The 13,538-nt window shown below is 45.7% G+C and carries 12 protein-coding genes and 1 riboswitch; of the genes, 10 read left to right on the top strand and 2 right to left on the bottom strand.

All coding sequences use genetic code 11. The annotated features are described in order from the left end of the window. The first annotated feature begins 10 nt into the window (after positions 1-10). From ACNAZ4_RS11325 to ACNAZ4_RS11290, 8 genes are all read left to right on the top strand, one after another. On the top strand, positions 11-991 hold the full coding sequence (locus tag ACNAZ4_RS11325) for a BMP family lipoprotein (protein WP_415814516.1): 981 nt from the start codon (positions 11-13) through the stop codon (positions 989-991). Positions 992-1,014: 23 nt separating this feature from the next. Beyond that, positions 1,015-2,670 (top strand): methyl-accepting chemotaxis protein, encoded by a 1,656-nt coding sequence (locus ACNAZ4_RS11320; RefSeq protein ID WP_415814515.1) that lies wholly within the window; start codon positions 1,015-1,017, stop codon positions 2,668-2,670. Between the two features lie 359 nt (positions 2,671-3,029). Continuing rightward, entirely contained in the window at positions 3,030-3,605 is a 576-nt protein-coding gene (locus ACNAZ4_RS11315) for a chromate transporter (protein ID WP_415814513.1), read from the top strand. Continuing rightward, complete coding sequence (locus ACNAZ4_RS11310; RefSeq protein ID WP_415814512.1) at positions 3,602-4,132, top strand: chromate transporter; 531 nt, start codon at positions 3,602-3,604, stop codon at positions 4,130-4,132. Before ACNAZ4_RS11315 ends, ACNAZ4_RS11310 begins: the two co-directional genes overlap by 4 nt. Before the next feature lie 142 nt (positions 4,133-4,274). Continuing rightward, positions 4,275-4,379: riboswitch (SAM riboswitch) on the top strand. 74 nt (positions 4,380-4,453) lie between these two features. Continuing rightward, complete coding sequence (locus ACNAZ4_RS11305) at positions 4,454-5,467, top strand: methionine ABC transporter ATP-binding protein (RefSeq protein WP_415814510.1); 1,014 nt, start codon at positions 4,454-4,456, stop codon at positions 5,465-5,467. Next, complete coding sequence (locus ACNAZ4_RS11300; protein ID WP_415814509.1) at positions 5,457-6,122, top strand: methionine ABC transporter permease; 666 nt, start codon at positions 5,457-5,459, stop codon at positions 6,120-6,122. The genes ACNAZ4_RS11305 and ACNAZ4_RS11300 overlap by 11 nt, the downstream gene beginning before the upstream one ends. A gap of 18 nt (positions 6,123-6,140) precedes the next feature. Further along, complete coding sequence (locus ACNAZ4_RS11295) at positions 6,141-6,968, top strand: MetQ/NlpA family ABC transporter substrate-binding protein (protein WP_415814508.1); 828 nt, start codon at positions 6,141-6,143, stop codon at positions 6,966-6,968. Positions 6,969-7,154: 186 nt separating this feature from the next. Continuing rightward, complete coding sequence (locus ACNAZ4_RS11290; protein ID WP_415814506.1) at positions 7,155-8,414, top strand: DUF445 domain-containing protein; 1,260 nt, start codon at positions 7,155-7,157, stop codon at positions 8,412-8,414. 71 nt (positions 8,415-8,485) lie between these two features. On the opposite strand, the gene ACNAZ4_RS11285 is transcribed toward ACNAZ4_RS11290, so the two are convergent. Together ACNAZ4_RS11285 and ACNAZ4_RS11280 are read right to left on the bottom strand one after the other, a co-directional pair. Continuing rightward, complete coding sequence (locus ACNAZ4_RS11285) at positions 8,486-8,986, bottom strand: DoxX family protein (RefSeq protein WP_415814505.1); 501 nt, start codon at positions 8,984-8,986, stop codon at positions 8,486-8,488. A gap of 190 nt (positions 8,987-9,176) precedes the next feature. Continuing rightward, entirely contained in the window at positions 9,177-9,692 is a 516-nt protein-coding gene (locus tag ACNAZ4_RS11280) for a DoxX family protein (RefSeq protein ID WP_415814503.1), read from the bottom strand. Positions 9,693-10,079: 387 nt separating this feature from the next. On the opposite strand from ACNAZ4_RS11280, the gene ACNAZ4_RS11275 reads away from it, so the two are divergent. Both ACNAZ4_RS11275 and ACNAZ4_RS11270 read left to right on the top strand, forming a co-directional pair. Then, positions 10,080-11,267 (top strand): MFS transporter, encoded by a 1,188-nt coding sequence (locus tag ACNAZ4_RS11275; RefSeq protein ID WP_415814502.1) that lies wholly within the window; start codon positions 10,080-10,082, stop codon positions 11,265-11,267. Between the two features lie 194 nt (positions 11,268-11,461). Beyond that, a complete protein-coding gene (locus ACNAZ4_RS11270) occupies positions 11,462-12,847 on the top strand; it encodes an MBL fold metallo-hydrolase (RefSeq protein ID WP_415814501.1) in 1,386 nt (461 codons plus the stop codon). Positions 12,848-13,538 lie beyond the last annotated feature (691 nt).

The raw sequence follows: 13,538 nt of genomic DNA, 5'->3' as shown, positions 1-13,538 counted from the left end.
GGGCATCAAGATGAAACGAATTATGTATGTGCTTTTTATCGCAGTTTTACTCGCAGGGGGACTTGCGGGCTGTGCCAACACAGAGTTGAAGGCAAAGGAAAGGGTGAAGATTGGCATCATGTTGTCTGACGTCGGACTTGGTGACCAATCGTTTAGTGATGCGGCGTTTGCCGGACTGACAAAAGCAAGGGATGAATTGGATATTCTTTTTGATTATCGGGAGCTGCAGGAAGCAGGCAGCTATGAAAAGGGATTTACTGAGCTGGTGGAGGACGGAAATGATATTGTCATCGGACTTGGATTTATGGTTCTTGAGGATCTGGAAAAAGTTGCAAAAAAATATCCAGAACAACAGTTTATACTGGTCGATTCGGTATCAGAAATGGAAAATATCACATCGATCATTTTTAAAGAAGAACAGGGCAGCTTCCTCGCCGGCGCGGTTGCCGGGATGACCACCAAATCAAAGGTTGTCGGATTTGTGGGCGGTGCGGATGTGCCGCTGATCCGCAAATTCAAATCGGGATTTGAGCAGGGTGTGAAAGCAGTCAAGCCGGATGCTGAGATAAAGGTTGCCTACTCTGAGGATTTTGGCAATGCAGACCTTGGAGGGAAGATTGCTGCGGGAATGATCGATGAAGGTGCAGATGTTCTTTATGCTGCGGCAGGTTTTACGGGAGTAGGTGTATTGAAGGAAGCGCAAGCCAGGAAAAAGTTTGCGATTGGTGTAGATAGCGACCAATACTTTTTTGCCGAAAAGGCCATTATTACTTCCATGCTGAAGAATGTGGATATCGCACTTTATGAAGCAGTTAAGGAGTTCCAATCCGAGAAGAAGCTTAAATCAAGGCAAATCGAACTGGGCATTAATGAACAGGGTGTCGGGCTTGCACCAATCCGGGTCATTAAGCTGAGTCCAGAACAGGAAAAAACCTTGAAAGACTTGGAAGATAAATTATCAACAAATGGAGTTTCAATTCAGCTAGATTAACAGCTGCAACTGGGGGAACCGACATGACAATCAAAAAGAAATTACTATTGAATTTATTGCTCGCCATTGGCTTATCAATTGTGATGATTTCTTTTATCATTTACAGAATGCTGATGGTCCAGACATCCAATCAAGATTATGTTCAGGTACTGCTGACCGTTCAGAACCTGGAGGCTGAAACATCGGCAACCCAACAATCGCTTAGCAATTTTTCCTTCAGTCCGACCGAAGGGAACAGGCAGGATGCATTAGCGAAAATGGAGAAGACCTCTAAAATTTTTGCTCAGGCAGAGGGATTGATTCAGCAGGAAAACAGCAAGAAAGTGTTGGACAAAGCTTTTGAAAAGTTCAATGCACTCAAGTCCGAAGCGGAGAAAGCACTTGATGATAAAATCAGTGCAGAAGTGAAGCGGCAATCGCTGCGCAGTGAGGGGATCCTGAATGATCTGTATCTCTTGAATATCCAGGTGAATGATTATTACGATTATCTTCAGAAGGATTTGAAGAACCAGATTCAATTCATTATCCTTTCGGCAATCATCGGCAGCATACTGCTTGTTCTTGTTGCCGGGGGAATCGGGATCAGGCTGACGAGCTCGATCACAAGGCCGTTGAAGCAGATTGCCATCAATGCCCAGGAAATCGCCAAGGGTAACTTAATGATTGAAAAAGTCCCATATAAGCATAAGGACGAGCTGGGGACCTTGAATGAGTCCTTCGACATGATGGCGGCTCAATTGACGTCCTTGCTGCAAAAAGTGAACAGGGCCAGCAAGGAAGTAGAAGATTTTGCAGAGGGAATCGAACAGGAAAATGTAGCGCTTACCGAGATTTCGAATCAGGTCGCTGTTTCGACGGATGAGCTATCAGCAGGTGCCCAAACCGTCTCGGAAGATCTCCAGCAATCCGTTGAGCTGATTGACGAAATGGATAAAGAAATCATGCTGAACTTGGACTACAGCCAGGAGTCTTCCTCATATAGCCAGGAAGCGGTGGAAGCGATTGGTGAAGGCAGAAAGGCAATTGAGGGGCAAAAAGTATTGATTACAGAAAACAAAGCGGCTTCCTATTCCATCCAGACAGCAACGGGCAAGTTTGTTGGTTATGCTGCAAAAATCGAAGACATGGCCAAATCCGTTTCGGCAATCGCAGCCCAGACCAATCTGCTTGCATTGAATGCAGCAATCGAAGCGGCAAGGGCTGGAGAGGCTGGAAAAGGATTTGCGGTCGTTGCATCAGAAGTCAGGAAGCTGGCTGAAGAGTCAAACCTGGCCACAACGCAAATTTTCGATATGGTCAACCTATTGAAGTCGGGTCTCGACGAAATCGGGGAAGCGGTGAACAAAGGCGGCGTCATCGCTGATGAGCAAATGGAATCGATGAACCTGACAATGTCAGCTTTTGAAAATATAGAAGCCAGAGTCAGCGGCATCTCGGAAAAAATCGTGCAGCTTGTGAAAGGAACGGAAGCCTCCAAGGAGCTGGGAGCAAAGGTCCTGCACAATGTTGAATCCATCAGTGCTGTCGTCGAAGAAACAGCAGCTGGAAGCGAAGAAATTTCAGCTTCCACAACGGAACAATTAACGGCATTCGGCAACCTTTCGAAAAAGGTAACAGAGTTGAGGAAACTGACCAACGAATTGAACGAATCAGTTTCTATTTTTAAGTTTAATAAATGATTTTAAGAGTATCATGGCCTGGAGCTGTGATACTTTTTTTATGGGGATGAAAAGCGAAGAATTAATTGCAAAATCGGTACTTGGTCGAATTAATTGAAAAAGTGGTCGGAATATCGGGGAATGTGGCCGAAATAATCAAAAATGTGATCGAATAAATGAAAAAATCGCCAGAATATTGAATTATGGAGCAAATCAAAGCCTGAGAAATGGCAGAAATAATGGTGAATGCTGCCCAAAGACGATATAATTCCTTGAATTTGACATGCAGTTTCAAATATATGAGTCTATAATAAAATAAAAGAAATAAGAATTATAGAAAGCGACTGCATACGGCTAAAAACAGAAGAGAAGGTGAAGTTTTGAAACAAAGAGATTTATTCCTGGCATTTTTTCGCGTGGGAATCCTTGGTTATGGCGGCGGGCCGTCATCGATTCCGCTTGTACATAAGGAAGTGGTAGATAAATATAAATGGATGGACTCTGATGAGTTCGGTGATATTCTTGCTTTGGGAAATGCGCTCCCTGGTCCGATCGCGACGAAGATGGCAGGCTATATCGGCTATCGAGTGGGCGGAGTCGTGGGAATGATCAATGCCCTGGCCGCAACGATGGTCCCGACAATCGTCCTGATGATTTTCCTGCTTACTGCCCTGAATTCATTCAAAGATCAGCCCTGGGTAAAAGGAATGGCCGATGCTGTCGTACCGGTCGTTGCCGTCATGCTCGCTGTCCTGACCTGGGACTTCATCAAGAAATCGGGGAAATCGAAGCTTGGCTGGGCTTGGACAGCTGTTGCGCTGATTGCCAGCCTGGTGCTGCTCCAAATCCTGAATGTACATCCTGCAATTTTAATTTTCATCCTGCTGCTTGGGGCTTTATTAAAAAAAGACTCTTCACCATCTGAACAAAAACAAATGGGAGGGGAGCAAAAATGATCTATTTCCAGATATTTTTAGCGTTTTTCATTCCCGGTATTTTAGGCTACGGCGGCGGTCCTGCCTCGATCCCGTTGATTGAAAATGAAGTCGTCGACCGATATGACTGGATGACGGTCAATGAATTCAGTGAAGTACTCGCGATGGGCAATGCACTCCCGGGACCGATCGCGACGAAGATGGCCGGGTATATTGGCTATTCAGAAGGAGGAATCCTCGGCGCCATTGTCGGTGTGTTTGCAGCCGTGGCACCATCGCTGATCCTGATGATCGGTCTGCTGGGACTGCTGATGAAATACAAGGATTCCCCTCGTGTCAAAAGGCTGACAATCATCGTCCGTCCTGTGATTGCCGTGCTCCTTGGAGTCATGACCTATGATTTCTTTTTCTCCTCCTATGAAGGTGTCGGCATGACACAGACCATCCTGATCGGCGGAATCAGCTTCGTCCTGATGGAGAAACTGAAGGTGCACCCGGCCTATGTGATCGCTGGTGCGCTCGTCTATGGAGCCCTTGTTTTAGCTTAAACAAGGGTTTTTCTTTTGAAAATAAATTCTCTTACAGCCACAACGGTGTAAACGATTTCAATGGAAATCATTGAAAAAAACTTTGTTGACAAATATATCAGATAGTTTTAATATTTCAATTATCGAAACGAACTTAATAAGTTACTTATCAAGAGAGACTGAGGGATTAGGCCCGATGACGTCCGGCAACCTCCTTTATGGAAAGGTGCCACTTCCTGCAGAATGGTTTCATTCTGAAAGATAAGTCGTATAGATATTTACGATGCCTCTTTCTTTGAATGAAAGAGGCTTTTTTTATTGAGAGAAAACGGGGGTGCAAAAATGATTGAAGTGAAGAGCCTGGTCAAGGTATATGAAACGAAAAAGGGATCGGTGACAGGTGTTGAAGATGTTTCGTTAAAAGTAGAAAAGGGCGAAATTTACGGGATTGTCGGATATAGCGGAGCAGGCAAGAGTTCTTTGCTGAGATGCCTTAATCTCCTAGAGAAGCCCACATCGGGAGAGATTTATATTGATGGCGTGGAGCTCACCTCTTTAAGCAAGGGCGAGCTAAGGAAAGCCCGTTTGAAAATTGGGATGATTTTTCAACATTTCCATCTTGTAAGCGCAAAGACAGTCAGTGAAAATATCGCTTTTGCGCTAAAAGCTGCCGGCACTGCGAAAACAGAGATAAATGAGAGAGTGCTAGAGCTTTTACATATGGTGGGGCTTTCCGACAAGAAAGACGTCTATCCTGCCCAGTTGTCCGGCGGCCAGAAACAGCGTGTTGGCATAGCCAGAGCGCTGGCGAATAATCCATCAGTCCTGCTATGCGATGAAGCAACCTCCGCTCTTGACCCAAGCACGACCCGCTCTATTTTATCTCTACTTAAAAAGATTAATAGAGAGTTAGGAATCACAATCGTGCTTATAACGCATGAAATGGAAGTGGTCAAGACGATTTGCGACCGGATGGCCGTGATGCAGGATGGAAAAATCATCGAAGAGGGAAATGTCTACGATATTTTTGCCAATCCACAGGAGCCGCTGACAAAGGATTTCGTCAACTCCATCCTTCAATTCGAATTGCCGGAAAGACTGAGGAAGGAGCGGGAAGGTAAATTGATCAAGATCTATTTCCAGGGCGAGATTGCCGAGCAGGGTGTCATCTCGGATGTATTCCAAAAATTCAAGGTGAGGGGAAACATCCTCCACGGAAAAATCGAGTATATCCAGGAGATCCCACTAGGGATTTTCATTATGGAAGTTTCGGGCGAGACCCTTGAAATCGACAGGGCCATTGACTATATCGCATCAAGGACAAGAAATCTGGAGGTGATTGAAGATGCTGCTTGATAACCTGGTCGCACTGCTGCCGGAACTGAATAAGGCATTCTTTGAAACAATCTATATGGTCGGCATCTCCATCCTTGTTTCGATCATTGTTGGGCTGCCGACAGGGGTTCTTCTTTTTGTCACCGATAAAGGCCTGTTCCTTGAAAACCAGCTTTTTAAAAATATTGCCGGTTTCATCGTCAATATGATCCGGTCGGTTCCGTTCATCATCCTGTTGATCGCCCTGCTGCCGCTTGCGAATTTAATCGCCGGCACGACAATCGGGCCGACAGCCGCATCCGTTTCATTGTCTGTTGCGGCGATTCCGTTCTTTGCGAGAATCGTCGAGCAAAGCTTGCGCGAAATCGATAAAGGGGTCATCGAGGCAGCGGTGGCCACCGGAGCTACTCCGTGGATGATCATCAAGGATGTCCTGATTCCGGAGGCGAAGCCGGGAATCGTCCAGGGTGTCACCATCACGATCATCAGCCTTGTGGCCTACTCGGCAATGGCGGGGATTGTTGGCGGCGGCGGAGTCGGTGACCTGGCAATCCGTTTCGGTTATTACCGTTACGACAATACCATCATGATTACAACAGTGATTATCCTGATATGCCTTGTCCAGCTGATCCAGTTTGGCGGCGACAGGATTGCTAAATTAGTAGACAAAAGATAAAAATTGGGGGTTATTAAAATGAAGAAATTATTGTTCTCTTTACTGTTACTTTTATCAATCGGGTTGTTGGCTGCATGCGGCAGTGACTCAGCCTCAGGCAGCGATGCGAAGGCTGACAAAAAGCAAGTTACATTCGGAGCGACATCAGGGCCATACAGCGATATGGTCACAAAAGGCATCAAGCCTCTGCTTGAGAAAAAAGGGTATGAAGTGAAAGTGGTCGAATTCAGCGATTACATCCAGCCAAACCTGGCTCTGTCAAAAGGGGATCTTGACGCGAACCTGTTCCAGCACAAGGTGTACATGGAAAACTTCGCAAAAGAACACGATCTTGAGCTGTCTGAAGTGATTGTCGTCCCAACAGCGCCAATGGGGATTTACTCAAAGAAGTTCGATTCACTGGATGAAGTCGCAGAGGGTTCGGCCATCGCGATTCCAAACGATCCAACCAATGCAGCGCGTGCCTTCCTGATCCTTGAGGATGCCGGCCTGATCAAGCTTGATCCTAATGCTGATCCGCTAACTGTTTCTGAAAAAGATGTTAAAGATAATGTCAAGAACCTGCAGTTCAAGCCAATCGAAGCAGCACAGCTTCCAAGAGCCGTCGAAAGCGTTGACCTGTCGGCTGTACCCGGCAACTTCGCCCTCGCAGCAAAAATGGATCTGTTGACTGCGCTTCAGCTTGAAAACATGCCTGATCAGTATCGCAATCGTGTCGTCATTAACACCAAGGACCAGGATGCCCAATTTACAAAGGACATCAAGGAAGTCGTCGAGTCTGATGAGTTTGAAAAAATCATCGATAATGATTTCAAAGGTTTTGGAAAGCCAGAGTGGATGGAGTAAGAGTGTGAAATAAGGAAGTCCCAGCAGCCGATGCTCCTGGGACTTTTCCTTTTTTATAGCTTTCCCCCCTATAAATTGGGTAAAATATTGAAGAGGCTCTTTTCCAGAATTCACATACAAGATGGGGAACAGAAGCGAGCTTCAGAACTACACAAGTTTCAATCAAACAGTAACAGAGGGAGATATATGGATAAACGAAATAACAGATCTAGACATTTGGCAGCTATTTCACTGGCGATTATGGGTGCGGGTTTCCTCGCGATGATTCCTTTTCAGGATTCGCTGATCGGGAAATTGCTGATGGGCGGTTTTGAGGCCGGTCTTGTCGGCGGACTCGCTGACTGGTTTGCTGTGACGGCGCTGTTCAGGCATCCGCTCGGCATCCCGATTCCGCATACGGCACTTTTGCCGAAAAACCGTGATAAAGTAACGCGCGCATTAATCAATATGCTTGAGAATGACTGGCTCACGAAAGAAAGCATCATGGAAAAGTTCAAGCAGATTCATATTTTGGATAAAATTTTTGAGACGGTCGAGAAGGAGCTTCACTCTGAATCTGTGAAAAACAGTATCCAGGCGTTCAGTCTGGATGTCGCAAGGAAAGTGGATGTTGAAAGATTTGCTCCAGCCATCGAACAAGAAATCAAGGGCTTCCTTTTATCGGCGGATTCTTCCGAGTTACTACAAAAGGCTTCCGACCATATCCTGGCGAAGCAATATGATTCAGCTGCATTTGACTATGTCCTGCAAGAGACGGAAAAATGGGCGTCACAGGCTGAAGCGAAAATGGTGCTTGGCAAGCTTGGAAAGCAGGCAATCGATACAACTGAAGCGGATGGTCTCATGAAATTCGCGATTCAATCATTCAGCAATATGATCACCGAAGAAAAGGTCGGCAATATTTTGCAATCATTCATTTTAAAAAGAATGAAAAACCTGCAGCAGGATGATAACCGATACCGCCACATGATCTTGGATAAAATCCGCAAAGAGCTGGGTGGCATCAGTGAGCGTGAAGCCCTTATGACTGAAATCCAGTCCTGGAAAAATAAAATGGTCGAGGAAATGGATTTAACAGGACAGATCAAGGGAGTCCTGGCCAAGTCAAAGGATCGTGTGATTGTGCTTATCGAAAAGGACAGTTTTGTGGATGACACGATCACTCCACTTGTGAAAAAATTCATCGAGGAAATCAGAGCGGATGACGAGAAAGTAGCAGCAATCGAAAGCTGGCTGCATGCGAAAATTGCCGGGCTGATTGAAAGGAACCATTCAAAGATCGGGAAGCTTGTCAGAGAAAACCTGGATAAGCTTGATACGGAAACACTCATTGACATGATGGAAAACAATGTCGGGAAAGACCTGCAATGGATCAGGGTCAATGGCGCGGTTTGCGGCTTCCTGATCGGCCTTGGATTAACCGTCTTCAAACTCATTGTCATGTGAATGTGAGACCAATTAGAGCATCGACATGGAATGAAAAAAGCCTCCTGAGTTCACTCAGGAGGCTTGCTTATTCATTTCGTTGCTGCTTTGTTCCTAAAGATTGTTTTACGGATGAATGGGATCACCCAATGGTCCAAACCATATCGTCCTGCGTTATACCCTGCGAACAGGAGGATGAAGCCGAAGAAGATGTCTGTTGGGTTATGGGATACGGTTCCTGCAAGGAAGAAGCTGAAGTTCATGATCAATCCGAAGAACATTGCTGCTGTTGTCAGACAGCCGAGAATCAGGCCCAAACCAACCAGGAATTCACCGACAGGAACGATGAAGTTGAAGAAGTCAACATTTGGAAGTGCGAAGTTTTCCAGAAAAGATACATACCATCCATAAACAATTCCATCTGGACCTTTGACGGGGTTGGCAATGGCGTTAGTTAAATACCCTGTTGCATCAAATCCCTCTCCGGTCAATTTTCCCCATCCGGCTGTCATCCAGTTGTATCCAAGCCAGATCCGAATGATTGTCAGCAGGCCAGCTGCGACATTGTTTTCCCTTAACCAATTCGCGAACATATGAATCGCTTCCCTTCAAAATGACTGATATTTGATTACACTACACTATATTGGTTTTCTGTATTATGATGAGTGCTTGAGAACGCTGTTCACAAAATAGCAATAACATATTGTCAGGATTTTGAACGAGGAAGGATTTCAAAGCCAAGAAAAAGAGCCTGCATGACACAGGCTCTTTCAGACTTTTAAGTTAAACGGCTTTATGTGCAGTTTCCGGTTCCCTTTTTAAAACAGTCTTGCGGATGAAAGGAACCACCCAGCGGTCTAAACCGTATTTGCCAGCATTGTAGCCAGCGAACAGAAGGATGAAGCCGAAGAAGATGTCAGTTGGGTTATGAGATACAGTGCCTGCAAGGAAGAAACTGAAGTTCATCACAAGTCCGAAGAACATAGCAGCAGTAGTCAAGCAACCAAGGATCAATCCAAGACCGATCAGGAATTCACCAAGCGGAACGATGAAGTTGAACAGGTCGACATTCGGAAGTGCAAAGTTTTCAAGGAAGTTCACATACCATCCATAAACCATGTGTCCGTCTGGACCTTTCACCGGATTGGCAACCGCATTTTTCAGATAGCCAGTAGCATCGAACCCTTCACCAGTCAATTTTCCCCAACCAGCAGTCATCCAGTTATATCCGAGCCATACCCTTATGACAGTCAACAGGCCAGCAGCAATATTGTTTTCTCTTAACCATTTCGCTAACATCTAAATCGCTTCCCTTCAAAAATAAGTAAATATTGATTACACTTACAATATATCAGAATCCGAAAGAAAGATGAGAGAATTGTGAATCTGTTCACAAAACCGCAACAACAAATTGACAGAATATTGAACACGATTCTTTTTTAAAGGCTCTTTTATCAACTTTGTTGCTATTGCCTACAAAATAGGATTGTATTATCTAAGATTATTCACGCAATTAAAGCTTATTATGAGAAAAGAGCTTGCAAACTTAGTACCGACATATAAAATGACTATAATCACGTTAAAATCGGCTTTAGGATTTTAACAACAATCTTTACGATAACAGCCTTTTTAAAGGAAGAAGTGGCAACAGTGCCTTAAAAATTAAGTCAGAAAGGATGAAAGCAGATGGATCAATCAGCAAAAGGAGCTCAACAAAATCAGGGCACTGAAAAAATATGGAGCAAGGATTTCTTGTTTATATTCCTGGCAAATTTCTTTATTTTCCTGGGATTTCAAATGACATTGCCTACCATTCCGCTATTTGTCGAGCATTTGGGTGGAAATGACCAGTTGATCGGTTTTGTCGTAGGAATTTTCACGTTTTCAGCATTGCTCGTTCGGCCATTTGCCGGCCGGATGCTGGAAACGAAAGGGAGAGGGTTCATTTACCTGATAGGACTGGTCATCTTCGTGATTTCTGTCGGCTCGTTTGGGTTTGCATCCGGAATCGCCTTTCTGTTTTTCATGCGGATTATCCAGGGGGTTGGCTGGGGATTTTCGACGACAGCATCCGGTACGATCGCAACGGATTTAATTCCGCCTCGGCGCAGAGGAGAAGGAATGGGATACTTCGGGCTCTCCGGGAACGTTGCACTCGCGATGGGGCCGACGCTTGGTCTTGCCCTTGCTGCAGCGATCACATTCAAGCAGTTATTTTTAATCAGCGCCGTTCTGGGCCTTGCTGCATTCCTCCTAGCTTCGAGGATCACCTATAAAAAGGCGGAGAAAGCAGAAGAAGACACAGTGAAGCGCAGATGGGATGTATATGAAAAGTCTGCCCTGCAGCCGTCCTTCCTGTTATTGTTCATAACCATCACCTTTGGAGGCATCGCTTCATTCCTGCCGCTTTACTCAGCGCAGAAGGGAATCGCCGGGATCGAGTGGTACTTTTTCATTTTTGCGATGACCTTGATGCTGTCCAGGTCATTTGCCGGCCAGCTTTATGATAAAAAAGGACATGGTGCAGTCTTCCTGCCTGGAACACTTTTAATCCTGATTGCCATGATCCTCCTGGCCTGGCTGCCGAACAGCCTGGTGATGTTCATTGCAGCGGGCCTGTATGGATTCGGTTTTGGTTCCGTCCAGCCCGCATTGCAGGCGTGGGCTGTCCAGGATGCTCCGATGAACAGGAAAGGGATGGCGAACGCCACCTTCTTTTCCTTTTTCGATTTAGGTGTCGGTGTCGGTGCAATGGCTTTTGGCCAGATTGGCCACTGGCTTGGATATGGAAGCATCTATATCGCTTCTGCCATTTCCGTTTTTGCCTCGATCATTCTCTATATTTTGATGATGAAAAAGACCGCAAGAACCTAGACCTGCTTTCGCTTTGAAGCAGGTTCTTTTATTTGAAGAAGAGATTTTAACAGAGTAAAATACAGATATAGGTATATATTGGGTTTTAAACAGCACCCGGCGCTGGTATTTTTTTTGACTTTTAAAAAATATGGTACGGGGTATAACAGAGTATGTTCTTCATAAACCTATTAAAAAATGAAGGAGGAATTCTTATGTATTTTAAGTCGTTTTTTGATGACCAGCTTGCACATATGTCATACTTGATCGGCTGCCAGAGGACGGGCGAGGCGCTCGTCATTGACCCGGCAAGGAATATCCAGCCTTATCTGGATATTGCCAAAAAAGAAGAATTCACGATCTCTGCCGCAACTGAAACCCATATCCATGCGGATTATCTGTCAGGAGCAAGGGAGCTTGCCCACCACCATGGAGCAAAGCTGTATGTTTCCGATGAAGGGGATAAGGACTGGAAGTATCAATATGTCGACCAGTATGAGCATGAATTGCTGACTGAGGGATCGACTTTCAATGTCGGGAATATTCATTTTGAAGTGCTCCACACCCCTGGGCATACACCGGAAAGCATCTCATTCCTGCTGACGGATAAGGGCGGCGGCGCCAATGAACCGATGGGCATCTTCACGGGCGACTTCCTGTTTGTAGGCGATGTCGGCCGTCCGGATTTACTCGAAAAAGCGGCAGGCATCAAGGATACCTCGATGGCAGGAGCCCGCCAGATGTTCGAATCCCTCCGGAAAGTGGAAAAGCTGTCTGACTTCCTGCAAGTATGGCCAGCACACGGAGCAGGAAGCGCATGCGGAAAATCCCTTGGCGCTGTCCCGATGTCGACTCTGGGTTATGAGAAAAAATTCAACTGGGCTTTCCAGATCAAAGAAGAGGATCAATTTGTTGAGGAGCTGCTAGCCGGACAGCCGGAGCCTCCGAAATACTTCGCCCAGATGAAAAAGCTGAACAAAGAAGGCCCTGAATTGCTCAGACGCGAGGAAACCCCTAAAGTGGCACTGTCCGACACAGGAGATGCTGCAGTGGTAGATACCCGGCCGGCAAGTGAATTCGCTAACGGGCATGCTGAAGGAACAATCAACATTCCGTACAATAAATCCTTCACAAACTGGGCAGGCTGGCTGTTAAGCTATAACCAGGACATCGTATTGATCGCAGATCCGGAAAAACTGCCGGAAGTAAAAAAATCCCTGCAGTCAATCGGGCTGGATCAGGTAACAGGGTATGTCGATCCGAAAGAGCTCGGCGGAAGCCACGAGGAATACAAATCAGTAACCGCCAGTGAGGCAAAAGAACTGATGGAAGACGAAAACTACTTCGTCATCGACGTCCGCAACCAGAGCGAATGGGACAGCGGCCACATCCCCGGTGCCCATCATATGATGCTCGGCAACCTGACCGACAAACTTGACGAAGTACCAAAAGACAAGAAAATCATCGCCCATTGCCAGTCAGGCGCACGCTCCGCAATCGGAACAAGCCTGCTTCTGAAAAACGGCTTCAAGGACGTACTCAACCTCGAAGGCGGCTTCTCCGCATGGGAAAAAGAAGGATTACCTGTTAAAAAGGATTAAGACTAGAGCCAGCTCAATTTATTTATGAGCTGGCTTTATTATTTAGGTTTATGGTGTCCTGACTTGTAATGTTGCATCATGAGCGGTCATCATTTTCACCTTTATAAGGGGCACCGATACCCTTATGTAGTAAACTTCACCTCTATAAGGGCACCATTCAAGAGGAAAGATACCCTTATGCAAGCAACTCCACCTCTATAAGGGCATCATTCAAGAGGAAAGATACCCTTATGCAAGCAACTTCGCCTCTTAAAGGGCACCATTCAGGAGGAAAGATACCCTTNTGCAAGCAACTTCGCCTCTTAAAGGGCACCATTCAAGCAGAAAGATACCCTTATGCAAGCAACTTCGCCTCTATAAGGGCATCATTCAAGTGGAAAGGTACCCTTATGTAGTCAAATTCATCTCTATAAGGGTACCAATCAAGCGGAAAGATACCCTTATGCAAGCAACTCCACCTCTATAAGGGCATCATTCAAGCGGAAAGGTACCCTTATGTAGTCAACTTCATCTCTATAAGGGTACCAATCAAGCGGAAAGATACCCTTATAGAAGCAACTTCGCTTCATAAGGGCACCATTCAAGAGGAAAGATACCCTTATAGAAGCAACTTCGCCTCTATAAGGGCATCATTCAAGNGGAAAGNTACCCTTATGTAGTCAACTTCATCTCTATAAGGGTACCAATCAAG

Source organism: Mesobacillus thioparans (assembly GCF_965138835.1).
Lineage (GTDB): Bacteria > Bacillota > Bacilli > Bacillales > Cytobacillaceae > Mesobacillus > Mesobacillus thioparans.
Note: the sequence above shows the minus strand (reverse complement) of the source record. Positions and strands in the feature narration are given on the sequence as shown.